Raw genomic sequence first — 26,325 nt, 5'->3', positions numbered from 1 at the left:
GACGCGGGGCCGCGCACGCCGGGTGCCCGGGCGTGTGCGGCCCCGCGTCGCGTGGGCGTCAGGGCGTCACAGGCCGGGGAACCACAGGGCGATCTCGCGGGCCGCCGACTCCTCGCCGTCCGACCCGTGCACGATGTTCTCGATGAGCTTGGTGCCCCAGTCGCGCGCCAGGTCGCCCCGGATCGTGCCCGGGGCGGCGACGGTCGGGTCGGTGGCGCCGGCGAGGGACCGGAAGCCCTCGATGACCCGGTTGCCCTCGACGACGACGGCCAGCACCGGACCGGACCGCATGAAGTCGATGAGCGCGCCCACGAACGGCTTGCCGGCGTGCTCGGCGTAGTGCTCGGCCAGGAGCGCCTCGTCGGCCTGGCGGAGCTCGACGGCGACGAGCGTGTAGCCCTTCGCCTCGATGCGGCGCAGGACCTCGCCGACGTGCCCGCGCCGGACTCCGTCGGGCTTGACCAGGACGAGCGTGCGCTGCGTGAGGGGTGCGTCAGACATGGCCGCCACCCTAGCGGGGACCCGCGGCCCCCCGGGCTGTCACGTCCGGTGTCCGGACGTGGGCGCTCGACGCGACCCGGTCAGCCCTCCGGGTGCGCCGCGTCGTACTCCGCACGCTCGCGGTCGATCCGCGCACCCAGCCACAGCGACACCGCCCAGAGCACGACGAAGACGCCGCCGATGACGAACATCATCGGCACGAGCACACCGAAGGAGAGGACGGCGACCTGGGCGACGGTCCCGGCGACGTAGCCCCCCGGCCGTCCGACGTACCCCGCGAGCAGCAGCAGGATCAGCGCCGTGATGCCGCCCAGCGCCCACACGGTGGCGGTGGGCGCGACACGCAGCCCGTGGGCCACGAGGGTCGCGAAGAACACCAGCAGCGCCTCGAGGACGAGCGTCATCTGGGTGAACTGCGGCGTGGCGGGACGCTTCGGCCGCGAGGGTGCCGGGTGCTGCGTGCTCATCGCTCAAGGCTAGCCGCGACCGCCGGGCGCTCAGACCTCCCCGAAGCCCGCCTCGACGTCCGCGACGAGGCGCCGCACCGCCTCGGCCGCCTGCGGGCCCTGCGCCGTGACGACCAGGACGTCGTCCTTCACGGCACCCAGCTTCATGAGCTCCAGCACGCTGGCGGCGTTGACGCCGTTGACCTGGACCTTCGCGTCGAAGGCGGCGAGCATCCGCACCATGAGCGCCGCCGGCCGCGCGTGCAGCCCCAACGGGTTGCGCAGGACGGTCGTGGCCCGCACGGATCCGTCGGGGGCCACGACCGGCTCGGTCGCACCCCCGGGGACGACCTCCGGCGCGGTGTCCGGCGCCGCCGTCGTGCCCACGGGCCCGAACGTGCGCCCCGCGGCCTGCGCCGACGCCAGCACCTGGTCGACGTCCGCCCCGCCGTGCGCGGTGACGGCCGCCGCGACGGCGCCCTCGACGAAGGGCGCGTCCGCGATCCGCACCCGGTCGGCGGTCGCCGGGTCCCCCGCCTCCAGCACGGACTCGGCGGTGAGCACGGCCGACCCGAGGTCGGTGAGCACGACGACCGACCCCCCGCCCGCGGTCGCCTCGCGCACGGCGGCCTCCACCCGGTCGAAGCTGGTGCCGAGACCGCCGTCGTCGGTGCCCCCCGCCGGCAGGATGCGCACCCCCGGGGCCATCTGCGCGGCGACCTGCGCCGCGCCCTCGGCGAGCTGCTGCGAGTGCGACACGAGCACGAGCGCCACGAGCGCCCACTGGTCCGTCACCGGTCCCGCCTCCCCCGCGGCGTCCCTGCCGCGCGCTGCCCTGCACCGCGCCGGGACCGGCGCGGCCGTCGTGTCGTCAGTCCGCGTCGGCGGCGGCCTCGGCGGCCGCCGCCAGGATGAGGGCGCTCGAGCGGGCCCCCGGGTCGAGGTGCCCGGCCGAGCGCTCCCCCAGGTAGCTCGCGCGGCCCTTGGTCGCCACGAGCGGCACCGTCGCGTCGGCGCCGGCCTGCGCACCGCGTGCCGCCGCGGCGAGCACCTGCGAGGGCGGCGCGCCGTGGTCGGCGGCGTCCACCGCCGCGGCGACCGCCGGCGTCCAGGCGTCGACCATGGTCTTCTCGCCCGCCCCGGCGCGCCCGCGCGTGACGATGCCGTCGAGCGCCGCCTCCAGCAGACCCACCACACCGTCCCGGTCGAGCGCCGCGGCCGAGCCGACCTTCGACGCCCGGAGGAACGCCGTGCCGTACAGCGGGCCGGCGGCGCCGCCGACGGTCGACATCAGCGTCGTCGCCACGAGCCGCAGGACGTCGCCGATCGTCGCCGGCGGCGCCTCCAGCGCGTCCAGCTTGGCGACGACCGCGCGGAAGCCCCGCGCGAGGTTCTCCCCGTGGTCGCCGTCACCGATCTGCCGGTCGAGCTCGACCAGCTCGTCCCGGTGCTCGTCGACGGTCGCCGCGCTGCGGCGCACCCAGTCGACCGCCCATGCCACGTCCAGCGTCATCCGCCCCGCCTCCCCCAGTCCCCACGTCACTCACCAGCGCAGCGCGGTGGTGTGCACCGGGGCGTCCCACAGGACGGTCAGCTCGTCGTCCAGCCGGAGGACCGTGACCGACGCGCCCTGCATCTCCAGCGATGTCACATAGTTGCCGACGAGCGAGCGGGTCACCTCGACCCGTCGCTCGGAGAGCAACGCGCGTGCTCGACGATAGACGACGTACAGCTCGGACGCGGGCGTGCCCCCCATGCCGTTGACGAGCAGGAGCACACGCTCGCCGCCCGTGAGCCCCAGGTCCTCGACGACGGGCCCGAGCAGCTTCTCGGTCAGCGCGTCGGCGCTCTCCAGGCCGACCCGGTGGCGGCCGGGCTCGCCGTGGATGCCGATGCCGATCTCGATCTCGTCGTCCGGGAGGTCGAAGCCGGGTCGCCCGACGTGCGGCACGGTGCAGGCCGTCAGCGCGAGGCCCATCGTGCGCACGTTGTCGACCACCCGTTGCGCGACCGCGGCGACCGCGTCGAGGTCGTCGCCGCGCTCGGCGGCGGCACCGGCGATCTTCTCCACCGCGACGGTGCCCGCCACTCCGCGCCGGCCCGCCGTCCAGGTCGAGTCCTCGACCGCGACGTCGTCGTTCACCAGGACCTGGCGCACCGTGGTGCCGTCCGCCTCGGCGAGCTCGGCGGCGGTCTCGAAGTTGAGGACGTCGCCCGTGTAGTTCTTCACGATCGTCAGGACGCCCGCCCCGGCGTCGGACGCTGCGATCGCCGGCGCGATCTGGTCGGGGGTCGGGGAGGTGAAGACCGCGCCGGGCACGGCGGCGTCCAGCATGCCCACGCCCACGAACCCCGCGTGCAGCGGCTCGTGGCCGCTGCCGCCGCCGCTGACGAGCCCGACCTTGCCGGGCACGGTGCCACCGGCCCGCGTGACGTACAGCGGGTCGGTGTGCACCCGCACGACGTCCGGGTGGGCCAGACCGAAACCCTCGACGGACTCGGCGACCACGTCGTGCGGGTCGTTGATGAGCTTCTTCATGCTCGACTCCTTCGGCGTGCACGACGGTGGCTCGTCCACCTCACCCCGGTCCCGGACGGCCGTCAAGGCGGGGCCCCGCCCGCCACCTGCACATGCGTGCAGGCGGCGGGCGGGGCGGACGCGCGTGCGTCGTGCGGTCAGGGGCGGCCCAGCAGGATGCGCGCCTCGGCGACCAGCAGGATCGAGCCGGTCACCAGGACGCCGGCGCCGCGCTCGGCCTCACCCTCCGCGCGCTGCACCGCGACGTCGATCGCGTCGGGCAGCCGCGCGGCGACGTGCACGCGGTCCTCCCCGAACACGTCGACGGCGACCTCCGCGAGGTCGTCGGCGTCCATCGCGCGCGGGTTCGACGCCTGCGTGACGACCACCTCGGCCAGCAGCGGCTCGAGCGCCGCGAGGATGCCCTCGGGGTCCTTGTCCGCCATGACGCCGACGACGCCCACGAGCCGCGTGAACTCGAACGCCTCCTCGACGGCGTCCACCAGCGCCTCGGCACCGGCGGGGTTGTGCGCCCCGTCGACCAGGACGGTCGGGCTGGACCGCACGACCTCCAGCCGGCCGGGGGACGTCACGTCCGCGAACGCCACCTCGACGACCGCACCGTCGAGCGCCCTCCCCCCGGTCAGGAGCGACTCGGTGGCGGCGAGCGCCAGCAGCGCGTTGTGCGCCTGGTGCTCGCCGTACAACGGCAGGAACACGTCGGTGTAGACGCCGCCCAGCCCCCGCAGCGCGACGAGCTGGCCGCCGACCGCCACCTGCCGCTCGACGACCGCGATGTCGACGTCCTCGCGCACGACGCGCGCACCGCGCTCGGCGGCGGCCGCGAGCACGACGCCCTCGACGTCGTCGGTCTGGTGCGCGAGCACCACGGTCGCACCGTCCTTGACGATGCCGGACTTCTCCGACGCGATCTCGACCAGGGTGTGGCCCAGGTAGCGCTCGTGGTCCATCGCGATCGGCGTGATGACGGCGACCTCGGCGTCGACGAGGTTGGTCGCGTCCCAGCGACCGCCCATGCCGACCTCGACCACCGCGACGTCCACGGGCGCGTCGGCGAACGCCGCGTACGCCATGACCGTGAACACCTCGAAGAAGGACAGCCGCTGGCCGCCCTGTGCGAGGTGACGTTCGTCGACCATCTCGATGTAGGGCGCGACGTCGTTCCACACCTCGACGAAGCGCTCGTCGCTGATCGGCTCACCGTCGATGCTGATGCGCTCGGTGACCCGGGTCATGTGCGGGCTGGTGAACCGGCCCGTGCGCAGCCCGTGCTCGCGCAGCAGCCGCTCGACCATGCGGGCCGTCGACGTCTTGCCGTTCGTACCGGTCACGTGGACGCACCGGAACGCCCGCTGCGGGTCTCCCAGCAGCTCCAGCACGTCACGGACGCGGTCGAGCGTGGGGTCGATGTCCTGCTCCGGCGCGCGCGCCAGGATCGCCCGGTAGACCTGGTCGGCCGCCTTCCGGGCGGCCCGGGCCGCCTCGTCCCTCAGGTGGTCGGCGCCACCGCGCTCGCGGCTCACGCGTCGGCCCGCACGACGGTCACGGCGACCTCGGCCACGTCGGCGGCCTCGATGGTCACGGACGTGGCGAGGGTCTCGGCGGCGACGAAGTCGCGGTGCGCCTCGACGTCCGCCACGTGCGCCGTCGGGACCGTGAGCGTGAGGTCGACGCGGTCCGTGACGTGCAGACCGGCGGCCTTGCGCGCGTCCTGCACGGCGCGCACGACGTCGCGGGCGTACCCCTCGGCGCGCAGCGCGTCGTCGAGCGCGAGGTCGAGGACGACGACCACGCCGCCGGCCAGGACGGCGGCGGCCACGTCGGCCCCCGCACCCTCGCCGACCACCGTCGTCAGCTCGTACTCCGCCGGCTCGAGGGCGACGTCCCCGGCGTCGGTGGTGACGACGACGGTCTCGCCGTCGACCCGCCACGCACCGGAGCGGGCGCCCTTGATGACCTGCTGCACGGCCTTGCCGAGGCGCGGGCCCGCGGCGCGGGCGTTGACCGCGAGCCGCTGCGTGATGCCGAACCGCTCGGTGGTCGCGGCGTCCGCCTCGACCACGTCGACGTGCTTGACGTTGAGCTCGGCGGCCAGCAGGTCGGTGTACGGCGCGAGCGCCGCGGGGTCCGGCACCGCGACCGTGAGCCGGCGCAGCGGCTGGCGCACACGCACCTGGTGCGCCTTGCGCAGGCCGAGCGCCGAGGACACCACGGCGCGGACCTCGTCCATCGCGGTGACGAGCGCCGGGTCCTCGACGAGGAGCGCCTCGCCGACGTACCCACCGCCGGCCACGGCGTACCACCCGGCCTCCCCCTGGAGGACGGGGGCGTCGTCGCCCGGCGGCTGCAGGCTCACGGGCCAGTCCGTGAGGTGCACGGAGCGCCCACCGGTGAGCCCGCGCCACACCTCCTCGGTGACGAGCGGGGCGAGCGGCGCCATGACGCGCGTGAGCGTCTCCAGCGCGGTCCACAGCGTGTCGAACGCGTCGGCGTCCTCCGACCAGAAGCGGTCGCGCTGGGTGCGCACGTACCAGTTCGTCAGCAGGTCGAGGTGCTCGCGCACGGCCTCGCACGCGGCGGGGACGTCGTACGCGTCGAGCAGCTCGGTCATCCGCGTCGCGAGGTCCCCGGTGCGCGCCAGGAGGTAGCGGTCCATGGGCGCCAGGCCGGCGGCACGCTCGGCCGTGACCCGCTGCGCGGTGCACCCACGGCCCTCGTCGGCGGCGCCGGCGTACAGGGTGAAGAAGTAGTACGTGCTCCACAGCGGCAGCAGCACCTGGCGCACGCCGTCGCGGATGCCCTCCTCGGTGACCACGAGGTTGCCGCCCCGCAGGATCGTGGAGGACATGAGCGACCAGCGCACGGCGTCCGAGCCGTACTTGTCCCACATGAGGACCGGGTCGGGGAAGTTGCGCAGCGACTTGCTGGCCTTGCGGCCGTCGTCGCCGAGCACGATGCCGTGGCACATGACGTTGCGGAAGGCCGCCCGGTCGAAGATCGCCGTGGCCAGCACGTGCAGCGTGTAGAACCAGCCGCGGGTCTGGCCGATGTACTCGACGATGAAGTCGCCCGGGTAGTGGTGCTCGAACCACTCGCGGTTCTCGAACGGGTAGTGCACCTGCGCGAACGGCATCGACCCGGAGTCGAACCACACGTCGAGCACGTCCGGGATGCGGCGCATCGTCGAGCGGCCCGTCGGGTCGTCCGGGTTGGGGCGCGTGAGGTCGTCGATGAAGGGCCGGTGCAGGTCCGGCTCGCCCTTGTCGTTGGTCGGCACGCGGCCGAAGTCGGCCTCGAGCTCGGCGAACGAGCCGTAGACGTCGACGCGCGGGTACGCCGGGTCGTCGCTCACCCACACCGGGATGGGCGTGCCCCAGTAGCGGTTGCGGCTGATCGACCAGTCGCGCGCGTTCTCGAGCCACTTGCCGAACTGGCCGTCCTTGATGTGGCCCGGGATCCACTCGATGCCCTGGTTGAGCTCGACCATGCGGTCCTTGAACTCGGTGACCCGCACGAACCACGAGGACACCGCCTTGTAGATCAGCGGGTTCCGGCAGCGCCAGCAGTGCGGGTAGGAGTGCTCGTAGGTCTCGTGGCGCACCAGGGCGGCGCGGTGGGCGGCGTCGACGCGCGCGAGCGGGCCCGTGCCGTTCTTCAGGTCGGCGATGACCTGCTTGTTCGCCTCGAAGACCTGGGTGCCCGCGTAGTCCGTGACCTGCGCCGTGAACCGGCCCTTGGAGTCGACCGGCACCACCGGCACGATGCCGGCGGCGTCGCACGCGGCCATGTCGTCCTCACCGAAGGCCGGGGCCAGGTGCACGACGCCGGTGCCGTCCTCGGTGGTGACGAAGTCCGCCGCGAGCACCTGGTGCGCGTGCTCGTGCCCGGCGAAGTAGTCGAAGGGCGGGGTGTAGCGCCGGCCCACGAGGTCGGCACCCGTCAGACGCGCGACGACGGTCGGCTCGTCGCCCAGCTCACGGGCGTACGCGCCCAGGCGCGCCGCGGCGAGCACCACGCGCTCCCTGGGGTGCGCCTCGCCGAACGGCGACCCGGCGGCCGGCTCGACGACGACGTACTCGACGTCGGGCCCGACCGCGACGGCCAGGTTGGACGGCAGCGTCCAGGGCGTCGTCGTCCAGATCAGCAGCAGCTCGCCGGAGTCCAGACGGAACCCGACGGTGATCGCCGGGTCCTGGCGCGAGGCGTACACGTCCTCGTCCATGCGCAGCTCGTGGTTGCTCAGCGGCGTCTCGTCACGCCAGCAGTACGGCAGGACGCGGTAGCCCTCGTAGGCCAGGCCCTTGTCGTACAGCTGCTTGAACGCCCAGATCACCGACTCCATGAAGGACGGGTCGAGCGTCTTGTAGTCGTTCTCGAAGTCGACCCAGCGCGCCTGCCGGGTGACGTACTCCTCCCACTCCTTGGTGTACGTCAGCACCGACTCGCGGCAGGCCTCGTTGAACGCGGCGATGCCCATCTCGTCGATCTGCGACTTGTCGGTGATGCCGAGCCTGCGCTCGGCCTCGAGCTCGGCCGGCAGGCCGTGGGTGTCCCAGCCGAACCGCCGCTCGACGTGCCTGCCGCGCATCGTCTGGTAGCGCGGGACGACGTCCTTGGCGTACCCGGTCAGCAGGTGGCCGTAGTGCGGCAGGCCGTTGGCGAACGGCGGGCCGTCGTAGAAGACGTACTCGTTGTCGCCGTTCTCGCCCGTCGGGCGCAGCGCCACCGAGGCGCGGAACGTGTCGTCCGTCTCCCAGTACCGCAGCACCTCCTGCTCGAGGGCAGGCAGGTCGGGGCTCGGCGGGACGGTCGCGGGAGTGCCGGCGGACGTGCCGTCGGAGGTGCGGTGCAGCGGGTACGCCACGGTCGGTGCTCCTGGTCTCGCGCACCCGAGGGTGCGGTACGGCCACGAGGACGACGCCACCCGGACCGGCCGGGCACCACCGCGGTACCACCTCGCTTGCCGGGGACGGGTCCCCGGCCTCTCGCCTGCGGCTGTGACGGGCCTGCCCCGTCCGGTTCTACTGAGGACCCGCGCCACGAGGACGCGCGATCCCGTTCTTCCGGAGGCTCACCGGTGATGGCCGGGTCGATGCCTGTGCGGGCAGTCTATCGGCGTCCGTGGTGTGAGCGCATCGCAGGTCCGCCCGCAGCGAGCGGAGCACCCGCGTGAGGCCGGCACCGCCGGCCACGCACGCGACCAGCGCGAGGACGACCCCGGGCCCTCCGACCCCGACGACGACGAGCAGGTGGGCCAGGGGCGCCGCCGCGAGCACGGTCGCGGCGACCATCCCCGCGGTGGCCGCGTCGACGCCCCGCAGGGAGCGTGGCGCGACGAGCTCGCCCCGGCGTGCGCGGGCCAGCAGCCACCACCCGGCGACGAGGCACACCTGGAGGCACGCGACCGCCGCGATCGCGGTCAGTGCGTAGGGCACGACGAGCCGCTCGGTCTCGGTGTACCCGCCGCCCACCGCCTCCGCCAGCACCGGCAGGAACCCCTGGAGCAGGAGCGAGCCGGCCAGCAGGATCACCAGAGCGATGCGGAGCACGAGCCGGCGTGAGGTCGTCATCTATCGAGTCTCGATAGATCTCTGTCGACTGTCAAGAGGCAAGCAGGTGATTGGCCCGACCCGAGGGCGACCAGGCACCATCGGCCCATGACCACCGCTCGACCCGTTGCCCTGCTCGACCTCGACGGCACGCTCATGGACTCCGCCTCCGGCATCGTCGCGTCGGTGCGCGCCGCCTACGCCGCGGTCGGCCTGCCGGCCCCCGACGAGGCGACGATGCGCTCGTTCGCCGGGCCGCCGATCGCGTGGTCGTTCACGACGCACGGCGTGCCCGTCGACCTGGTGGACGCCGCGATCACCGGCTACGGCGAGCACTTCGGCCGCGAGGGCGTGTGGGACACCCGGGTGTTCGACGGCATCCCCGAGGCCCTGGTCACGCTGCGCGAGGCCGGGGTGCTGCTCGTGGTCGCCACGGCCAAGCCGCTGCGCTGGGCGGAGCCGATCTGCGCCGAGACCGGTCTCACGCCGCTCCTCGACCACGTGGTCGGCGCACCCGACGACGAGTCGGAGACCAAGGGCGAGATCATCGGGCGGGCGCTGACGTGGGTGCGCGGGACCGTCGGCGACACCGGGTACCGCGCCGTCATGCTCGGTGACCGGGAGCACGACGTGCACGGCGCCGCCGAGCACGGCCTGCCCTGCCTCGGTGCCCTGTGGGGCTACGGCGGCGCCGAGGAGCTGCTCGCGGCGGGCGCCGTCGAGGTGCTCGCGTCGCCCGCCGACGTCCCCGCCGCGGTGCTCGCCCGCGTGACGGGCCGAGGCCCCCGCACCCTGGGATGATGGCCGGGATGACCCACGCACCCCTGGTCCTGCTGGACCTCGACGGCACCCTCACCGACTCCTACCCCGGCATCGCCGCGAGCGCCCGCGTCGCGTTCACCGCGCTGGGGCTGCCCGTGCCGGACGCGACCGCGCTGCGGCGGTTCGTCGGCCCGCCGCTCGCCGAGTCGTTCGCCCTGTTCGACGTCCCGGCCGACCGCGTGCCCGAGGCGATCGCCGCGTACCGCGCGTACTTCCGCGAGACCGGGATGTGGCAGAACAGCGTCTACCCGGGCGTCCCGGAGCAGCTCACGGTCCTGCACGACGCGGGCGTGCGGCTGGCGGTGGCGACCAGCAAGCCCGAGGTCTTCGCCGGACCCATCTGCGAGCGCTTCGGGCTCGCGCCCCTGCTCGAGGGGGTGTTCGGGGCACCGCTCGACCACGTGCCGTCGTCGAAGGCGACGGTCGTCGCGGCGGCCCTGGACGCGCTGCGACCCGCCGGGCCCGTGCTCATGGTGGGCGACCGTGAGCACGACGCGCACGGTGCGCGCGCCCACGGCGTCGACTGCGTCGGCGTCGCGTGGGGCTACGCGCAGCCGGGCGAGCTCGCGCGCGTCGGTGCGCTCGAGGTCGTCCCGACGGTCGACCGCCTGGCCGAGAGGGTGCTGGCGACGCTCCGTACGCCCGGGCGGGCCGAGCTCAGCGCGTCGGCCGGACGGGCGGCAGCGCCGACCACGGGAACGTGATCCACAGGTCGGTGCGGCGCCACACGTAGTCCGGGTCGATCACCGAGCGCGGCTTGGCGTACAGCACGGCGGTGCGCACCTCCGCGCAGTGCGCGGACAGCAGCCGCTTGACCAGGGCGAGCGTCTCACCGGAGTCGGCGACGTCGTCGACGACGAGCGCGCGGAGCCCGCGCATCGCGTCGGTGTCCAGCAGCGGGGGCAGCAGCTGCGGCTCCGGCAGCGTGCTGTCGATGCCCGTGTAGAACTCGACGTTCATGGTGCCGACGGCCTTGGTGCCCAGCGCGTAGGCGATCGCCCCGCCGGGCGGCAGGCCGCCGCGCGCGACCGACACGACGACGTCGGGCACGTACCCGGAGTCCACGACCGTCTGGGCCACCTCGCGCGTCGCGGCGCCGAACGTCGTCCAGTCCAGCACCTCGCGCTCGGTCGGCAGGTCCTGCCCGGGCGCGGCCTCCGTCGTCGTCATGCCTCCATGGTCCCGCACGTACCCGGGCGTGCGCACCGGCCGCGCGTCCCGCGCGCAGACCTGCTCCGATGTGTGCCACCGTGGTGCTGTGAGCGCCGGTACCGAGTCCCCGCTGTTCCCGGGCAAGCACTTCATCAGCACCGTGCTCGAGGCGCTGGAGACCAAGACCACCATGGCGGGCGCGCTGGGCCGCCGCTACCTCATGCGCGCTGCGATGGCGGGGATCATCATCGGGCTGCTGTACGGGGCGCACTACGCCGTCGTGTCCGCGTTCGCGCAGATCACGGTCGGCGGCACCTCGCTGTACCTGGTCGGTCGGATGGCGGGCGCCGTCCTGTTCGGCTGGGCGCTGGTGTTCATCTACTACTCGCGGTCCGAGCTGCTGACCTCGAACATGATGATCGTCTCGATCGGGGCCTACCACCGCCGCACCACGTGGGGCCGCGCGCTGCGGCTGCTGGGCCTGTGCTTCGTCGGGAACTTCGTCGGCGGGCTGCTGGTGGCGGTGCTGCTGCGGTACTCGACGCTCACGGAGGGCGCCACCCTCGACCAGATGGTCACCGCGGTCGACCACAAGCTCGCGTTCGTCGCCGACGGACCGACGGGGTGGGGCGACCTGGTGGTGCGGGCGGTGCTCTGCAACTTCTGCATCAACCTCGCGATGCTGCTGGTCTACAACGGCCTGATCGGCGACGACCTGACCAAGTCGCTCGTCATGATCGTGGCCGTCTTCATCTTCGCCTTCCTCGGGCTGGAGCACTCGGTCGCCAACACGGTGCTGTTCACCATCGTCGGGTTGCAGGAGGGCATCGACGTGGGGCTGGCCGCCGGCAACGTCGGGCTGGCGCTGATCGGCAACTTCGTCGGCGGCGGGCTGCTGATCGGGCTGTACTACGCGTACGTCAACGACGACTCGCGCTGGCTGCGCGAAGGCGGCCCCACCTCCTGACGAGGGGGCGGCGCCCGCACCGACCCGCTTGACCTTGACGTCGCGTCAGCTCCTACCGTCGACCGGGTCCGCACACCGAGGTCGAGGAGGAGCCGTGGAGGCGTCGATCCAGGAGGTCGCCCGGCTGACAGGCACGACGAGCCGCGCCCTGCGTCACTACGACGCGATCGGTCTGCTCGCCCCCAGCCGCGTCGCCGGCACCGGGTACCGCTGGTACGACGACGCCGCCCTCGTGCGGCTGCAGCGCATCCTGCTGCTGCGCGACCTGGGGCTCGGCCTGGCCGAGATCCGCCGGGTGCTGGACCGCGAGACGGACGAGGCGACGGCGCTGCGCCGGCACCTCGCGTGGCTCACGGCCGAGCAGGACCGGCTCGCCCGCCAGGCGGCCTCGGTGCGCCGGACGCTCACCGCACGCGACGAGGGAGGCGACCTGATGGTCGAGGAGATGTTCGACGGGTTCGACCACACGCAGCACCGGCAGGAGGTCGAGGAACGCTGGGGTGCCGACGCGTACGCCGCCGGTGACGCCTGGTGGCGCAGCCGGAGCGACGACGAGCGCACCGCGTGGCAGGAGCGCTCGGCGGCGCTCGCCCGGGACTGGGCGGCGGCGGCCGCCGCGGGCACCGACCCCGCGTCGGACGAGGCGCAGGAGCTCGCGCGCCGGCACGTGCAGTGGCTGCGCGACGTGCCCGGGACGCCCCGCGAGGGCGACGCCCCGGCCCGCGGGTACGTGCTCGGGCTGGCCGACATGTACGTCGCCGACCCGCGGTTCGCCCGCGTCTACGGCGACGACGAGCGGGGTGCCGCCTTCGTGCGGGACGCCCTGCACGAGTACGCCGCGCGCCACCTGTGACGCCGGGACCGGCGCGCCCCCCGAGGGGTCGCGCGCCGGTCCCGGCCGCGGGAGCCGTCAGGCCGGCGACGTCGTCGCCAGGTACTGCCGCCAGCCGCCGTGCTGCGTGATCTCGGGGTGCTCCTGCGCCCTCGCCCGGTGGTCGAGGATGCCGGGCACGAGACGCCCGTCCGCGAGCTCCACCGGCCCCCGGTACAGCCCGGCGGGCTCGCCCTCGATCACCCGCACCAGCACCTCGGCCGGCACCCGGTACAGCTCGCCGTGGACGGCCGCCCCCTCCTCGTCGTCCGCGACGCGGTACATGCCCGGGTGCCGGCCGTCGACGGCGTGCACGCGGTACCGCGGTGCGGTCGTCGTCTCCTCCACCAGCTCGGCGCCGTCGAGGTGCCCGTGCAGCTCGAGGCCTCGCATGAGGCTGCCGTTGACGAAGAGCAGCTCGTCGTCCAGCGCGTCGTCCCGCTCGTGCCGCAGGCGCCACCCGAACGCCGCGAGCAGCACGGCGAGCAGGACGTAGCCGGTCGTCACGGCCGGGGACGCGTTGACGCCCACCTCGACGGCGTTGACGAGCCCGAAGAACGACAGCACCGCGGCGATGCCGGACGTGATCGCCGCCGCGTACAGGCGGCGGTCGATCACGAAACACGCGATCGCGCCCAGCAGGATGCCGACGAGCACGGCCCCCTGCCCGAGCAGCCGCAGCCCGTCGTAGACGACGCCGTTGGCGATGAGCGCACCGGTCCCGACCTCTTCCGCGGACGTGCCCGCCGCCGCGAGCGCGTTGTCGATCAGCCCGGTCGCCCACTCGGCGAGGCTGGGGACGATCGCCAGCACGATCGCCGGCGCGTACCGCCGCGGGTTGACGTCGAACGCCTGGGCGCCGATGACGAGGCCGATGTACAGCAGGACCGGGACGAGCGCCTGCATGGGGAACACCGCCAGGAACGTGCCGACCAGGCCGGTGAAGCACACGAGACCGACGACGACCCCCGTCGCCAGCGAGTACCCCACCCGTCCGCCGACCGCCTTCCAGCCCGGGTGCCCGATGTACACCGCGGGCGGGAACGGCGAGCCGAGGAACGACCCGACGACCGCGCCGAGCCCGTCGGCCGTGAGCACCTGCCGGGCGGAGTACCGGTCCCCCGCCGCGGCGGCCGACTCCACGTTGGTCATGCCCTCGGTGAAGTTGTAGATGCCCAGCGGGATCGCCGAGGCCAGCAGGGGGGCGATGTCCTGCAGCCCCGTGACGACGTCCGCCGACGGCAGCGGCAGGTGCAGCGCGAGGTCCGCGACCGACTGCGTGACCGCGCTCGGCTCGAGGATGCCCGACCAGCCGGCGGCGACCGCGGCCCAGGCGACCGCCGTCGCGACGAGGACCGCGACCAGGCCGACAGGAGCACCGAAGGGCATGCGACGCCCCCCGAGCCAGCCGACGAGGATGAACCCGAAGGCCACGAACGCGATCCACGGCGCCTGCCACATCTGCGCGGCCGGGCTCATCGAGATGAACGTGATCGAGATGCCCGCGAGCGCGCCGAGGAGCGCCGCCCGCGGCGTCCAGCGCCGGATCCACGGGCCGAAGACCGCCCCGAGCAGGACGATGCAGCCGATGATGAACGCCCAGGCCAGGCCCGCACGCCAGGCGGCCAGCGGGTCCTGCGTGCGCAGCAGCACCGGCAGCATGACGACGAAGACGACGATGAACGTGTGCGGCACGCTCGGCCCGTACGGCAGCGCCGCCACGTCGGAGCGGCCCTCCCGGCGGGCGAGCCGCCGTGCGAGCACGGCGTACCAGATGTTGCCCAGCGGCAGCGCGATACCCAGGGCGGGCAGGATCCGCCCGTAGACGGTGTCGCCGGGGATCTGGACGACCGCCAGGCACAGGCCCGTCAGGACGATGACGTTGAGCAGGACGTTGGTGCCGAGGCCGAACAGGCCGTTCCAGTCCCCCGGGGTCCACCACGGCAGACGGCCGGGCGTGCCGGCGGGACGGTCGGCGGTCGACACCTCGCGTGCGGCAGTGCTCATCGTGGGACCTCCTCGTGCGTCGTGGTGCGCAGGGCCGTCAGGAGCGCGTCGGAGGTGCCGACCCAGCCCACGATCCCGCCCTGGGCGCAGAACATGTCGAGTGCGGAGCGGTGGAACTGCGGGAAGTACGACGCGGTGCAGTCGGACAGGACGAGGGACTCGAAGCCGCGGTCGTTCGCCTCGCGGACCGTCGTCTGGACGCACACCTCGGTGGTGACGCCCGTGACGACGAGGCTCGTGATGCCCCGGGCCCGCAGGACGGTCTCGAGGTCGGTGGCGTAGAACGCGCCCTTGCCGGGCTTGTCGAGGACGACCTCCCCCTCGACGGGCGCCAGCTCCGGGACGATGCCGTGCCCGGCTGAGCCGCGCACCAGCAGCCGGCCCATCGGGCCGTCCTCACCGATGCGCAGGGTCGGGCTGCCGCGGTCGCGCTTGGCGGGGAACAGGTCCGCGAGGTCGGGGCGATGGCCCTCGCGCGTGTGGATGACCGGCCAGCCCCGGCTGCGGAAGGCGGCCAGGACGCGGCTCGTGGGCTCGATGGTGCCGCGCAGCCGCGACACGTCGTTGCCGAGGGACTCCCCGAAGCCGCCGGCCTCCATGAAGTCGCGCTGGAAGTCGATGCACAGCAGCGCCACCTGCCGGGGGTCGAGGACGAACGGGAACGGGTCGGCGGGGAGGGTGATCACGGGTCCTCCTGGTGTCGGCGTCCGCGGTGCGGGCGCGTGGGTGCCGGGACCGGCCCGGGCGGTGAGGAGCGTCCCGGACCGGCCCGCGAGCGCGTCACGGAGCCGGGGCAGGGACGTGACGACGGCGCGCCGGGCGCCGTCGGTGACGAACTGCAGCGCCGACTCGACCTTCGGGCCCATGGACCCCGCCGGGAACTCCCCCGCGTCCAGGTGCGCCCGCAGCTCGGCCGGGTCGACGTGCCGCAGCGCGCGCTGCCGCGGCGTCCCCCACCCGACGGCCACCGCGTCGACACCGGTGACCAGGACGAGCGTGTCGACGCCCAGGGCGTCGGCCAGCAGCGCCGACGCCCGGTCCTTGTCCACGACGGCGTCCACACCGCGCCAGCCGTCGGCGGTGCGGACCACCGGGATGCCGCCGCCGCCCGCCGCGACGACGACGGCACCGGCGTCCAGCAGGGTCCGGATGTGCGCGGACTCCACGACCCGCCGCGGGCGTGGGCTGGGCACGACCCGGCGGTGGACCCCGGGCGACGTCTCGACGACGTCCCAGCCCTCGACCGCACGCAGACCCGCGGTCGCGGACGTCATCGCGGCGCCGATCGGCTTGGTGGGCCGCGCGAACGCGGGGTCGTCGCGGTCGACCTCGACGTGCGTGAGGACGGCGACGGCGCGCGCGGTCAGCCCGCGGTCCTCCAGCGCGGAGTCCACGCCGGTCGCGAGCAGGTGGCCGATGCCGCCCTGGGAGTCGGCGACCGCGAGCCACAGCGGCAGCTCGGGCAGCCCCTCGGCCGTCGCCTCCGGCGCCACGAGCTCCCCCCGGCGCAGGATGAAGCCGACCTGGGGCCCGTTCCCGTGCGTGAGGACGACCCGCCACCCGTCGGCGACCAGGTCGGCGACCGTGCCGGCGAGGTCCGCCGCCCGCTCCTGCTGACGGGCGACCGACCCGGGCTCGCCGTCGAGCACGAGCGCGTTGCCGCCGACCGCGAGCAGCACCGTGCCGGTCATCGCGCACGCATCCCGTGCAGCGCGCGGACCGCCTGCAGGAAGACGTCGGACGGTGCCTCGACGACCCCGGCACCGATCTGCCCCACGCCGGCCTCCCGGTGCGCGATCCCGGTGTTGATGACCGGCAGCACCCCGGTGTCGAGGACCTTGAGCACGTCGATGCCGCTGGGTGCCCCGGCGAACCCCAGCGCCGGCAGCCGGAACGCCGGGTGCGGGCCCAGCGTGATGCGCCGCATCGAGCGGGTGGTCTCGAGGGCGTCGTCGGGGGTGCCGCCCACGAACAGGGTGATCGCGGGTGCGGCCGCCATCGCGAAGCCGCCGATGCCGAGCGTCTCGGTGATCGCCGAGTCACCCAGGTCGGGGTTGGCGTCCTCGGGCCCGTAGCCGGGGAAGAACAGGCCGTCGGCGGCGCCCACGGGTGCGGTGAACCACCGCTCCCCGGTACCCGCGACGCGCAGCCCGAACTCGACGCCGTTGCGGGCCATCGCCGTGACGAGGGTCGAGTGCTCGACGCCCACGGCTGCGTCCGTCGCCAGCTTGGCCCCGGCCATCGAGAGGTTCAGCGCGAAGTGGTCGTTGGCCGCGAGGAACCGCAGCACCTCCACACCCCGGTCCTGCTGCGCGACCTCGGGGGCCAGGCGCCGCGCGAGCAGGCTCGTCGCGGCCGTCGAGCGGTTGTGCCCCTCGTCGCCCATCGTCAGCGCCTGCGCGACGAGCGAGGTGACGTCGACCGGGCCGCCGAGCCGCAGGGCGCCGTCCAGCACCGGTCCGAGCACGTCGCGCATCCAGCGCAGCCGGTCCACGACCTCCGCGTCGAACGCCCCGAAGCGCAGCACCCGTCCCAGGCCCTCGTTGAGCGAGGCGTACGCGCGGCGGGGGCCGTCCTGGACGACCAGGACGGGCATCGACGGGCTGAGCACTCCCGCCATGGGGCCGACCGCGTCGTGGTGGTGGCACGCGTCGAGCGTGACCCCGCCGGCCTCCAGCAGGTGCAGCGCGTCGGCGGGCGTGCCCGCCCAGCCCTCGAGCAGCACGGCACCGACGAGCGCACCGCGGACCGGGCCGCACATGTCCGCCAGGTCGATCGGGGGGCCGGCGTGCAGGAGCGTGCGCCCGTCCCCGAGCCCGGGGACGACGTCCCGGGCGGGGCGCACACCCACGAGCTGCGGGCGCACGGCGTGCACCGCGGCGAGTGCGCGGGCGTTCGCGGCGTGGGTGACGTCGTCGTCGAGCGCGACGGCCAGGCGCGCGCACTCGACGTCGCCGAACGCCGGCGGGCGCCAGTCGAGCTGCACGACGTCCGGTGCCGCCTCGACCACCGCGGGCAGCCCGACGTTGAGGACCCGCACCCCGCCGGCGATCACGTCGACGCCCCGGCGACGACGGCGGCGGTGCGCGCCGCCCCCGCGGTGGACGGGTGCACGAGCACCCCGGCGTCCGCGAGCGCGCTGCGGGCCGCGTCGAGACCCTGCGGGTCCGCCTCCGTGCCGCACACCGAGCCGAGCACGACCAGGTCCCGGCCGTCGTCGCGCGCCGCACGGACCGCGTCCTCGACCGCCCGGGCCAGCGGGGTGACGGGGTCCGCGGCCGCACCGAACCCCAGGACGACGTCCACCAGCAGGATCCCGACGTCGCTCCGCCCGCCCGCCGCGACGACCTGCGCGGCGCGGGCCGACGGGTCGATCATCGGGTGCGGGCGGCCCACGGTGTACTCGTCGGCGCCGAGATCGAGCACCTGCCCGGCCACGCCGGCGCGCGCCAGGACCACCCGGGCCTCGGCCGCCAGGGTCCCTCCGGTGTACAGGCCGAGCACGCCGCGCGCCGCCGGTGCCCGCGGCGCGGTGACCGGCGCGGCGAGGTCGACGTCCAGGGTGGCGCCGACCAGCCGGGCGGCAGCGCGCGCGGCGCCCTCCAGCGTGCCGTGGACGGGCACGGCACCGTCGGTGTCCGCCTCGCCCAGCAGGCAGGCCACCGCCGGCTTGCCGAGGTCCGCGAGCCGGGCCAGCAGCGAGCGCGCCACATGCGGCGCGGGCGGCTTGGAGACCACGACGACCGCCTCGGTGGCCCCGTCCGCACCGAGCAGGTCCAGCGCCGGACCCGTCATCGCGCCGCCGACCTCGGCGGACAGGTCCCGCCCCCCGACGCCGACGAGCTGGGACACCCCCGTGCCCGAGCGGTGCAGCAGGCACGCGACCTCCTGCGCGCCGGTGCCCGAGGCCGCGACGATGCCGAGCGGGCCCGGCCGCACCGCGTTGGCGAACCCCAGGGGCACGCCGTCGAGGATCGCCGTGCCGCAGTCCGGGCCCATGAGCAGCAGCCCGCTGCGCACGGCCAGCCGCTTGAGGCGCACCTCGTCGGCCGTGCTCACGTTGTCCGAGAAGCACAGGACGTGCAGCCCGGCCCGCAGGGCCTGCTCCACGACGACCGGCGCGTAGCCGCCCGGGGTGGACACGACCGCGACCGTCGCGCCGTGACCCACGGCCAGCCCCTCGGCGACCGTCCGCGGCGCGTGCTCGCGCCGCGTGCCGCTGTCGTCCGCCACCGCCACGAGCCCCGCCTCGCCCGCGTCCAGCGCACCGGTGACGGAGCCCGCGTCCAGCCCGCGCACCACCAGGACGAGGTCGTCCGGTGCCGGGGTGAGCCCGTCGGGTCGCATGCCCGAGCGCTCGAGCACGGCGAGGTTGCCCGGCGTTCCCATGACCGCACCGACGCGCGTCACCCCGTCGCGCCGCTCGAGCGACGACGCGAGCGCCATGAGCGTCACGGAGTCCCGGTACAGGCGCGGGAGCACCCGCGCCGCCAGCGTGCCCGTCGCCGTCGCGGTCATGCGCTCCTCCGGCGGGCGTCGGCCGGGCACGAGGACGCCTGCGCCGGGCCGGCGAGCGCACCGGCGGCGACGCCCGCGGCGAGGTCGAGACCCGACGTCGCGCCCCACGTCCGCGCCGCGGCGAGCGTCGCCGGCACGAGGCCGACGGCGGCGGTCGCCTCGACGAGGGTGTGGACGCGCTCGGCGACCTGCCCGCGGAGCGCCGCCACCAGGGTGTGGCGCGACAGGCTGGTGGTCCGGTCGAGCAGCACGGGCAGCGCACCGCGGACGACGGTGGCGGCGGCCCCCGCGGAGCGGCGGTCGAGGCCCGCCAGCACCCCGACCACCACGTCGTCACCGCTGGGGGTCGATCCCGGCCCCACCCCGACGAGGCGACGCAGCGCCGTGCGCACCCGCCGGGGGTCCTGGGCGACGGCCGCGGCGACGAGCTCGCCCGCGCGGCGCCGCGCCGGGCGCGGGTCCATGACGTCGCGCCCCGCGCGGGCCGGCTCCGCGCCGAGCGCCCCGGCCAGCAGGGCGCGGGCGGCGTGGGCGTCCACGGCACCCACCGGCACCGCGAGGTCCACCCGCGGCGCACCGTCCAGGTGCGCCGCCCACGGCCCGGGGTCGGGCGTCGTGCCCGCACGCGGTGCCAGACCCCGCAGGCCGCCGCCCAGGCACACCCCGCCGGGCACGAGCCCGTGCTCCGGGGACGTCACCGGCACCAGTGCGCCGCCCGCGGTGCGGAGCACGACCAGGCTCCGCCCGGCACGGACGACGGTCGCCCGCAGCAGCGCGTGCGGCGGGGGTGCGTCGGCCGCGAGCCGCGTCCGCCCGGCGTCCGCATTGTGGGTGTTCGGCATACTGTGACCGTAGGGATCGCGGCCCCGGCCCCGCAGCGTCCGAACCGGACGACGTCGGGCGGCCGCGTCGTCCGATGTGGACAAGGGGCAGCCCGTGGCGACACTGACCGTCCGCGACGTGCTCACCCTGGCCCCGCTGCGGGGCGCCTACGTCCTGGCGGGTGACGCCGGCGTCGACCGGCTGGTCAGCGGGGTCAACGTCATGGAGGTCCCCGACATCGAGCCCTACATCAAGCCCGGCGAGCTGCTCCTCACCACGGCGTACCCCGTGCGCGAGACCCCCGACCGCCTCGTCGAGCTGCTGCGGCTCCTGCACGCGCGCGGGCTGGCCGCCCTCGCGATCAAGCCGCTGCGCTACCTCGACCAGCTGCCGGACCGGTTCGCCGACCTCGCCGACGAGCTCGCGTTCCCCGTGCTCGTGGTCCCCGGCGACACGTCGTTCAACGAGGTGATCGCCGCGGTCCTCGCGGTGGTGCTCGCCGAGCACGACGCCGAGCCCGCGCACGACGAGGTGATCCGCGAGCGCCTCACCGGCATCGCGCTGGCGGGCGGCGGCCTCGACGAGATCGCCCGCACCCTGTCGGGCGCGCTGGCCCGTACCGTCACGGTCCTGGCCGACGACCCGCTGGCCCTGGGTCGCTCACCCCAGGTGCCCGAGCAGTCGCGCGGCGCGGGCGCCGTCGCGCCGCCTGCGGGCCGGTGGGAGTTCCCGGTGACCGTGGCGGGGGTGCGGCGGGGCCGCGTCCTGGTCGGCGGGGAGGCCGAGCCGACGCTCGCGCAGCGGCGGCTGGTCCGGCAGGCCTGCTTCGCCGCCGGGATGCACATCGCCCAGGCGCTGGCGAGCATCGAGCTCGACCGGCGCCTGCGCGTCGTCTTCCTCGAGGAGCTCGTCACCGCGCCCGGCGCGGACCCGGACGCGCTCGCGCAGCGGGCTCGTCTGTTCGGGTGGGAGCTCGCCGGCACGTCGGTGGTGGTCGTCGCCGCGTGCACCACCGCACCGTCGGAGCGGGACCTGCAGGCCGCGGCACGCCGGGCGCTCGGACCGCACGCGGTGGCCTGGCAGCGCGGCACGCAGGTGGTCGCGATCATGCCCGCCCGGGGGCAGCCGGAGGAGGCGTTCCGGCAGGCCCTCGTCCGTGCGGGCGCCGGTGCCACGGTCGTCGCGTCGGGGCGCCCCGCCCCCGCCCTGACGGCGCTGCCGGAGAGCCACGCGACGGCGCAGGAGGCCCTGCACATCGCGGGGGTCACGCGCCGCACCACGGCGCGCCACGCCGACCTCGGCTTCGAGCGGCTCGTGATGAGCCTGCCGCCCGACCGGCTGCGGGACTTCGTCGAGGACCAGATCGGCCCGCTGCTGCGGCACGACGCCCAGGTCGACGGCGACCTGTCGCGCACCCTGGAGGTCTTCCTCGGGCTGGGCAACGCCGCGGAGGCCGCACGGCGGCTGTTCGTGCACTACAACACGATGAAGCACCGCCTCCAGCGCATCGGCGACCTGCTCGACGCGGACCTCCACGACCCGCGGACGCGCACGGCCCTCGCACTGGCCCTCGAGGCGCACCGGCTCCTCGGGCCACCCTGACCCCGGCGGTCGCCGAGGCGTCCCCCTCACTCGCCGTGCAGCGAGCGCTGCCACTCGGCGTGCAGCTCCGCGAACCGACCGCCCGCGGCCACCAGCTCGTCGGGGCTGCCGTCCTCGACGACCCGCCCCGCGTCGACGACCAGCACGCGGTCCGCGTGCATGACGGTCGACAGCCGGTGCGCGATCACCACCGCGGTGCGGCCGGTCAGCAGCGTGCGCAGCCCCTCCTGCACGAGCTGCTCGCCGGGGATGTCCAGCGAGCTGGTCGCCTCGTCGAGCACGAGGACGGCGGGGTCGGCCAGGAAGGCCCGCGCGAACGACACGAGCTGCCGCTGCCCGGCGGACAGCCGGACGCCACGGGTGTCGACGTCCGTGTCGTACCCGTCCGGCAGGGCCGCGATGAGGTCGTGCACGCCGACCGCCCGCGCCGCCCGCTCGATCTGCGCGGGGCTGGCACCCGGTCGGCCCAGCGCGATGTTGGCGGCCACGGAGCCGGAGAACAGGTACGCCTCCTGGGTCACCATGACCATGGCCGCGCGCAGGTCCGTGGGTTCCGCGTCGCGCAGGTCGACCCCGTCCACGCGCACCGCCCCGCTCCGGGGGTCGTAGAACCGGGCGAGGAGCTTGGCCACGGTGGACTTGCCCGCACCCGTCTCGCCCACCAGGGCCACGGTCTGCCCGGCGGGGACGTGCAGGTCGAGGCGCGGCAGCACCGACGGCCCGTCGCCGTAGCCGAACTCGACGCCGTCGAAGCACACGTCGCCGCGGGGCTGCTCGAGGCGCACCGGCCGGGTCGGGTCCGGGACGGTGGGCTCCTGGGCGAGCAGCCCGGACAGCTTCTCGAGGGCGGCCGTGGCGGACTGGAACGAGTTGTAGAACATCCCGATCTGCGCGAGCGGCGCGAAGAACCGCCGCGCGTACAGCACGGCCGCGACCAGCACGCCGACCTCGAGCCCGCCGTCCAGCACCCGCAGGCCACCGACCAGCAGCACCGCGGCCACGGTGACGTTGCCGATGAGGACCAGACCGGTGTCGAAGACGCCGTTGACGCGGATCGCCTCGGCGTTGGCGGCGCGGTACTCCTCCGCCTCGGCCTCGTAGACCCCCGCGACCTGCGCCTCGCGGCGGAAGGCCTGCACCGCGCGGACGCCCGTCATCGTCTCGACGAACCGGACGATGACCCGGGCCGCTGCCGTCCGCGAGCGCCGGTACTGGGCCTGCGAGCGGCGCTGGAACCAGCGCGTCAGGACGACGCCGGGCACGACGGCGACGAGCAGCACCAGCCCGCTGCGCCAGTCGAGCAGCGCGAGCCCGGCCGCGGTGAAGACCATGGCCAGCCCGCTGGCGGCGAGCGTGGTCACGCCGCCGTCGAGGAGCTCGCGCAGCGCCTCGAGGTCGGACGTCTGGCGCGAGATGATCCGCCCCGACGTGTACCGCTCGTGGAACTCCAGGCTGAGGCGCTGGGTGTGCCGGAACACCCGCCGTCGCAGGTCGAGCAGGACGGCCTGGCTGACCGTCGCGGCGAGCCGGACCGTCGCCGCGGTGAACAGCCCTGCGACCAGGGCCGTCAGTGCGTACCCGCCGGCCACGAGCAGGGCCGGTGCGGCGTCCCCGTCCCGCAGTGCCGGGATGCCACGGTCGATGCCGATCGCCACGAGGGCCGGCCCGGCGACGAGCGCGAGCTGGGCCACCACGACGACGACCGCCGTCAGCGCGGCGCGGCGCGCCACGGGCCGCAGCAGCGAGCGGAGCAGGGCCAGCGAGCGGCCGCGGACCTCCCCCGCGTCCTCGTCCGCGCCGGGTGCCGGCGCGACGGCGGTCGCCGCGGTCATCGGCGCACCTCCTCGGCCAGGCCGCGCGGATCCGGGACCGTCGGGTGAGCACCTGGCCCGGGACCGTCGGGACCGCCCTCGGCGGTCAGGACGTACCGGTAGTGCGGGTGCGTCGCCAGCAGGTCGGCGTGGCGGCCCACACCGGTGACCCGCCCGTCCTCGAGGACGGCGACACGGTCCGCCAGCGCGACGGTGGACGTGCGGTGGGCGACGACGAGCGTGGTGGTGCCGGTCAGCACCCGCCGCAGACCCGCCGTGACCTCCGCCTCGGTGGCGACGTCGAGCGCGGACAGCGGGTCGTCGAGCACGAGGACACGGGGCCGTCCGGCGATCGCACGGGCCAGCGCGACGCGCTGGCGCTGCCCGCCGGACAGGCTCATGCCCTCTTCGCCGATGACGGTGTCGAGACCCTGCGGCAGGCGGTGCACGAACCCGGCGCGGGCCACGTCGAGCGCGACGCGCACGGCCTCGTCCGCCTCCTGCGGGCTCATCGCCGCCAGCCGCTCCACCGGCACCCCCATGAGCACGTTGTCCCGCACGGACGCGGAGAACAGGATCGGGTCCTCGAACGCGACCGCCACGGCGCCGCGCACGTCGCGGCGGGTCAGGTCGCGCACGTCGAGCCCGTCGAGGAGGACGGCGCCACCGGTCACGTCGTACAGCCGGGGCACGAGCTGCAGCAGGGTCGTCTTGCCGCTGCCGGTCAGACCCACCAGCGCCGTCGTCAGGCCCGGCTCGAGGACGAGGTCGACGCCCCGCAGCACCTCGCGCGTGCCGGCGCCGTGCGCGAACCGCACGTCGCGCAGCTCGACGCGCGTCCCCTCGGCGGGCACCGGCGGCAGCGCCACGGGCGCGGCGGGGTCGCTCAGCGCCGGGGCCGTGTCCATGACCTCGAGGAACCGGTCGGTGCCGGCGCGTGCGTCGAGCGTCATGCCGAGCAGCTGCCCCAGGCTCTCGACGGGCCGGGTCATGACGGCCGCGGTGGCGAAGAACGCGACGAGCGCGCCGACGCTCACCCGGTCCGTCGCCGCCAGCCACACGCCGAGACCCAGCGCGACGGCGAGCGTCGTCTCCGGGATCCACGCCAGCGCGAACGACATGCGCGACTGCGCGCGCGCCTTGTCCAGCTCGGTGCCGCGCAGCTCGTCGGCCTGCCGCACGAAGTCCTCGAGCGCGTCCTCACCGCGCCCGAAGGCCTTGAGCACCCGGATCCCGTGCACGGACTCCTCGACGCTCGTCGCCAGGTCGCCCGCCTGGTCCCGGGCGCGCCGCGCGACGACCTTGTAGTCCTGCCGGAACCGGAAGCCGAGCCAGACCACCGGCACCGCCCCGCACAGGTAGACCGCCCCGAGCAGCGGGCTCGTCACCAGCAGCAGGACCGCCCCGACGAGCACGGTGGTGGCCGACACCACGAGCTGCACCAGCCCGAACACCATCCACCGGCGCACGGTGTGCAGGTCGCCCATCGAGCGCTGCAGCAGCTGGCCGCCGGACCACCGGTCGTGCACGGCCACCGGCAGGTCCAGCAGGTGCCGGAAGAGGTCGGTGCGCATGGTCCGCTCGACGCTCGTGCCGGGTGTGGCGATGAGGGCGCGTCGGCACCACACGAGCACCGCCTCGAGGACGCCCAGCAGCAGCACGAGGAGCGCGGCCTGGACGACCGCCGCCCGGGACCCGTCGGTCAGCAGCGGACCGTTGACCACCCAGCGCAGCACCTGCGGCACCGCGAGCGCGATGAGGCTGGCCACGAGCGTGGCGCTGCCACCGGCGACGACGCGGGGCAGGGCGGGACGCGCCCACCGGACCAGACGCAGCAGGGCACGCGTCGTCGACGCGTCGGAGGGTGGCATCCGTCCAGCGTAGGACGCACCACCGACACCGCACGCGGACCGGCGCTCAGACCCCCGTCCGGGCGATCGTGGTGTTGTTCGCCTGCGCGCGAGGGCGCACGACGAGCAGGTCGACGTTGACGTGCGGCGGGCGCGACAGGGACCAGGCGATGGTGTCCGCGACGTCCTGCGCGACCAGCGGCTGGTAGCCCTCGTAGACCTTCGCGGCCCGCTCGGCGTCCCCCGCGAACCGCACGAGCGAGAACTCCTCGGTGGCGACCGCACCGGGCGCGATCTCGATGACCCGGATCGGCTCGCCCACCAGCTCCCAGCGCAGCGTCGTCGCGAGCATCCGCTCGGCGTGCTTGGCGCCCGTGTAGCCGGCGCCCCCGGGGTACGCGCCGTGCGCCGCGGTCGACGTGACGACGAGCACGTCGCCCTGCCCGCGCTCGCGCAGCAGCGGCAGCACGCCCTTGGTCACCCGCAGCGTGCCCAGCACGTTGAGCTCGTACATGGTGCGCCAGCCGTCGAGGTCGGCGTCCTCGACGGTGTCCTGGCCCAGGGCGCCGCCGGCGTTGTTCACCACCGCGTCCAGCCCGCCGGTGCCGCGCACGTGCGCGACGAGCGCCTCGACGTCCTCGTCCCGCGTCACGTCCGCGACGACGACGTCGGCGCTGGTCTCGGCGGCCAGGGCGGCGAGCCGGTCGGCGCGGCGGGCGGTGGCGACGACGTCCCAGCCGTCGGCGCGCAGGCGGCGCACCGTCGCGGCGCCGATGCCGGACGAGGCGCCGGTCACGAGGGCGCGGCGGGGACGGTCGACGGAGGTGGTCATGCGGGCTCCTGGGGTGGGTGTCGGACGAGCATGGCA

General features: G+C 75.1%; 22 protein-coding genes. 5 read left to right on the top strand and 17 right to left on the bottom strand.

From position 1 onward, the window contains the following. Nucleotides 1-66: 66 nt before the first annotated feature. From ndk to KG103_RS07335, 8 genes are all read right to left on the bottom strand, one after another. Complete coding sequence (gene ndk, locus KG103_RS07370) at nt 67-501, bottom strand: nucleoside-diphosphate kinase (RefSeq protein ID WP_207341437.1); 435 nt, start codon at nt 499-501, stop codon at nt 67-69. Nucleotides 502-581: 80 nt separating this feature from the next. Beyond that, the gene (locus KG103_RS07365; protein WP_207341438.1) at nt 582-968 is read right to left on the bottom strand and encodes a DUF4233 domain-containing protein; all 387 of its coding nucleotides are present in this window, start codon (nt 966-968) and stop codon (nt 582-584) included. Between the two features lie 30 nt (nt 969-998). Next, on the bottom strand, nt 999-1,742 hold the full coding sequence (gene dhaM / locus KG103_RS07360) for a dihydroxyacetone kinase phosphoryl donor subunit DhaM (protein ID WP_207341439.1): 744 nt from the start codon (nt 1,740-1,742) through the stop codon (nt 999-1,001). A gap of 76 nt (nt 1,743-1,818) precedes the next feature. Continuing rightward, nucleotides 1,819-2,460 (bottom strand): dihydroxyacetone kinase subunit DhaL, encoded by a 642-nt coding sequence (dhaL, locus tag KG103_RS07355; RefSeq protein WP_207341440.1) that lies wholly within the window; start codon nt 2,458-2,460, stop codon nt 1,819-1,821. A gap of 30 nt (nt 2,461-2,490) precedes the next feature. Next, entirely contained in the window at nt 2,491-3,486 is a 996-nt protein-coding gene (dhaK, locus tag KG103_RS07350) for a dihydroxyacetone kinase subunit DhaK (RefSeq protein WP_207341441.1), read from the bottom strand. 137 nt (nt 3,487-3,623) lie between these two features. Continuing rightward, nucleotides 3,624-5,009 carry a bifunctional folylpolyglutamate synthase/dihydrofolate synthase gene (locus tag KG103_RS07345; protein WP_207341442.1) on the bottom strand — a complete coding sequence of 462 codons (1,386 nt, stop codon included), beginning with the start codon at nt 5,007-5,009 and terminating at the stop codon, nt 3,624-3,626. Next, nucleotides 5,006-8,350: an isoleucine--tRNA ligase gene (gene ileS / locus KG103_RS07340; protein ID WP_207341443.1), complete on the bottom strand. Its 3,345-nt coding sequence runs from the start codon at nt 8,348-8,350 to the stop codon at nt 5,006-5,008. The genes KG103_RS07345 and ileS overlap by 4 nt, the downstream gene beginning before the upstream one ends. A gap of 157 nt (nt 8,351-8,507) precedes the next feature. Next, nucleotides 8,508-9,056 (bottom strand): DUF2975 domain-containing protein, encoded by a 549-nt coding sequence (locus tag KG103_RS07335; RefSeq protein ID WP_207341444.1) that lies wholly within the window; start codon nt 9,054-9,056, stop codon nt 8,508-8,510. A gap of 87 nt (nt 9,057-9,143) precedes the next feature. Between KG103_RS07335 and KG103_RS07330 the strand changes: the two genes are divergently transcribed. Together KG103_RS07330 and KG103_RS07325 are read left to right on the top strand one after the other, a co-directional pair. Beyond that, nucleotides 9,144-9,836, top strand: coding sequence for an HAD hydrolase-like protein (locus tag KG103_RS07330; protein ID WP_207341445.1), 693 nt, complete (start codon nt 9,144-9,146; stop codon nt 9,834-9,836). Between the two features lie 8 nt (nt 9,837-9,844). Further along, nucleotides 9,845-10,561 carry an HAD hydrolase-like protein gene (locus KG103_RS07325; protein ID WP_207341446.1) on the top strand — a complete coding sequence of 239 codons (717 nt, stop codon included), beginning with the start codon at nt 9,845-9,847 and terminating at the stop codon, nt 10,559-10,561. Here the strand turns inward: KG103_RS07325 and KG103_RS07320 are convergent. Further along, nucleotides 10,515-11,027 carry a phosphoribosyltransferase gene (locus KG103_RS07320; RefSeq protein ID WP_207341447.1) on the bottom strand — a complete coding sequence of 171 codons (513 nt, stop codon included), beginning with the start codon at nt 11,025-11,027 and terminating at the stop codon, nt 10,515-10,517. The two genes, KG103_RS07325 and KG103_RS07320, sit on opposite strands and share 47 nt — an antisense overlap. Nucleotides 11,028-11,115: 88 nt before the next feature. Between KG103_RS07320 and KG103_RS07315 the strand changes: the two genes are divergently transcribed. Continuing rightward, complete coding sequence (locus KG103_RS07315; protein WP_249670841.1) at nt 11,116-11,976, top strand: formate/nitrite transporter family protein; 861 nt, start codon at nt 11,116-11,118, stop codon at nt 11,974-11,976. A 94-nt stretch (nt 11,977-12,070) separates the two neighbouring features. Continuing rightward, complete coding sequence (locus KG103_RS07310; protein WP_207341449.1) at nt 12,071-12,829, top strand: MerR family transcriptional regulator; 759 nt, start codon at nt 12,071-12,073, stop codon at nt 12,827-12,829. A gap of 57 nt (nt 12,830-12,886) precedes the next feature. Here the strand turns inward: KG103_RS07310 and KG103_RS07305 are convergent, their stop codons facing one another. From KG103_RS07305 to KG103_RS07285, 5 genes are read right to left on the bottom strand one after another with little or no spacing between them, the layout of a single operon-like run. Beyond that, nucleotides 12,887-14,854: an allophanate hydrolase-related protein gene (locus tag KG103_RS07305; protein WP_207341450.1), complete on the bottom strand. Its 1,968-nt coding sequence runs from the start codon at nt 14,852-14,854 to the stop codon at nt 12,887-12,889. Beyond that, the gene (locus KG103_RS18820) at nt 14,851-16,545 is read right to left on the bottom strand and encodes a carbamate kinase (RefSeq protein WP_243656477.1); all 1,695 of its coding nucleotides are present in this window, start codon (nt 16,543-16,545) and stop codon (nt 14,851-14,853) included. The genes KG103_RS07305 and KG103_RS18820 overlap by 4 nt, the downstream gene beginning before the upstream one ends. Further along, nucleotides 16,542-17,909, bottom strand: coding sequence for a YlbE family protein (locus KG103_RS07295; protein WP_249670840.1), 1,368 nt, complete (start codon nt 17,907-17,909; stop codon nt 16,542-16,544). Before KG103_RS07295 ends, KG103_RS18820 begins: the two co-directional genes overlap by 4 nt. Next, nucleotides 17,906-19,372 (bottom strand): hypothetical protein, encoded by a 1,467-nt coding sequence (locus KG103_RS07290; protein WP_207341451.1) that lies wholly within the window; start codon nt 19,370-19,372, stop codon nt 17,906-17,908. Before KG103_RS07290 ends, KG103_RS07295 begins: the two co-directional genes overlap by 4 nt. Next, nucleotides 19,369-20,214 (bottom strand): oxamate carbamoyltransferase subunit AllH family protein, encoded by an 846-nt coding sequence (locus tag KG103_RS07285; RefSeq protein ID WP_207341452.1) that lies wholly within the window; start codon nt 20,212-20,214, stop codon nt 19,369-19,371. Before KG103_RS07285 ends, KG103_RS07290 begins: the two co-directional genes overlap by 4 nt. 94 nt (nt 20,215-20,308) lie before the next feature. Between KG103_RS07285 and KG103_RS07280 the strand changes: the two genes are divergently transcribed. Then, complete coding sequence (locus tag KG103_RS07280; RefSeq protein ID WP_207341453.1) at nt 20,309-21,796, top strand: PucR family transcriptional regulator; 1,488 nt, start codon at nt 20,309-20,311, stop codon at nt 21,794-21,796. Nucleotides 21,797-21,822: 26 nt separating this feature from the next. Here KG103_RS07280 and KG103_RS07275 read toward each other — a convergent pair whose 3' ends face one another. The 3 genes from KG103_RS07275 to KG103_RS07265 are packed head-to-tail and all read right to left on the bottom strand — an operon-like array spanning nt 21,823 to nt 26,289. Then, entirely contained in the window at nt 21,823-23,628 is a 1,806-nt protein-coding gene (locus KG103_RS07275) for an ABC transporter ATP-binding protein (RefSeq protein ID WP_207341454.1), read from the bottom strand. Continuing rightward, a complete protein-coding gene (locus KG103_RS07270) occupies nt 23,625-25,478 on the bottom strand; it encodes an ABC transporter ATP-binding protein (protein WP_207341455.1) in 1,854 nt (617 codons plus the stop codon). The genes KG103_RS07275 and KG103_RS07270 overlap by 4 nt, the downstream gene beginning before the upstream one ends. A gap of 46 nt (nt 25,479-25,524) precedes the next feature. Then, nucleotides 25,525-26,289, bottom strand: a complete 765-nt coding sequence (locus tag KG103_RS07265) for an SDR family oxidoreductase (RefSeq protein ID WP_207341456.1) — start codon at nt 26,287-26,289, stop codon at nt 25,525-25,527. Nucleotides 26,290-26,325 lie beyond the last annotated feature (36 nt).

Source organism: Cellulomonas wangleii (assembly GCF_018388445.1).
Taxonomy (GTDB): Bacteria; Actinomycetota; Actinomycetes; order Actinomycetales; family Cellulomonadaceae; genus Cellulomonas; species Cellulomonas wangleii.
The sequence above is the reverse complement of the archived record's forward strand: the minus strand, read 5'-3'. Positions and strand labels throughout refer to the sequence as shown.

Bases quoted from the DNA above. Each gene is read 5' to 3' on its own strand.
- ndk (WP_207341437.1), bottom strand. From the start codon at position 501: ATGTCTGACGCACCCCTCACGCAGCGCACGCTCGTCCTGGTCAAGCCC.
- KG103_RS07365 (WP_207341438.1), bottom strand. From the start codon at position 968: ATGAGCACGCAGCACCCGGCACCCTCGCGGCCGAAGCGTCCCGCCACG.
- dhaL (WP_207341440.1), bottom strand. From the start codon at position 2,460: ATGACGCTGGACGTGGCATGGGCGGTCGACTGGGTGCGCCGCAGCGCG.
- dhaK (WP_207341441.1), bottom strand. From the start codon at position 3,486: ATGAAGAAGCTCATCAACGACCCGCACGACGTGGTCGCCGAGTCCGTC.
- KG103_RS07335 (WP_207341444.1), bottom strand. From the start codon at position 9,056: ATGACGACCTCACGCCGGCTCGTGCTCCGCATCGCTCTGGTGATCCTG.
- KG103_RS07330 (WP_207341445.1), top strand. From the start codon at position 9,144: ATGACCACCGCTCGACCCGTTGCCCTGCTCGACCTCGACGGCACGCTC.
- KG103_RS07325 (WP_207341446.1), top strand. From the start codon at position 9,845: ATGACCCACGCACCCCTGGTCCTGCTGGACCTCGACGGCACCCTCACC.
- KG103_RS07320 (WP_207341447.1), bottom strand. From the start codon at position 11,027: ATGACGACGACGGAGGCCGCGCCCGGGCAGGACCTGCCGACCGAGCGC.
- KG103_RS07305 (WP_207341450.1), bottom strand. From the start codon at position 14,854: ATGAGCACTGCCGCACGCGAGGTGTCGACCGCCGACCGTCCCGCCGGC.
- KG103_RS18820 (WP_243656477.1), bottom strand. From the start codon at position 16,545: ATGACCGGCACGGTGCTGCTCGCGGTCGGCGGCAACGCGCTCGTGCTC.
- KG103_RS07290 (WP_207341451.1), bottom strand. From the start codon at position 19,372: ATGACCGCGACGGCGACGGGCACGCTGGCGGCGCGGGTGCTCCCGCGC.
- KG103_RS07285 (WP_207341452.1), bottom strand. From the start codon at position 20,214: ATGCCGAACACCCACAATGCGGACGCCGGGCGGACGCGGCTCGCGGCC.
- KG103_RS07275 (WP_207341454.1), bottom strand. From the start codon at position 23,628: ATGACCGCGGCGACCGCCGTCGCGCCGGCACCCGGCGCGGACGAGGAC.
- KG103_RS07270 (WP_207341455.1), bottom strand. From the start codon at position 25,478: ATGCCACCCTCCGACGCGTCGACGACGCGTGCCCTGCTGCGTCTGGTC.
- KG103_RS07265 (WP_207341456.1), bottom strand. From the start codon at position 26,289: ATGACCACCTCCGTCGACCGTCCCCGCCGCGCCCTCGTGACCGGCGCC.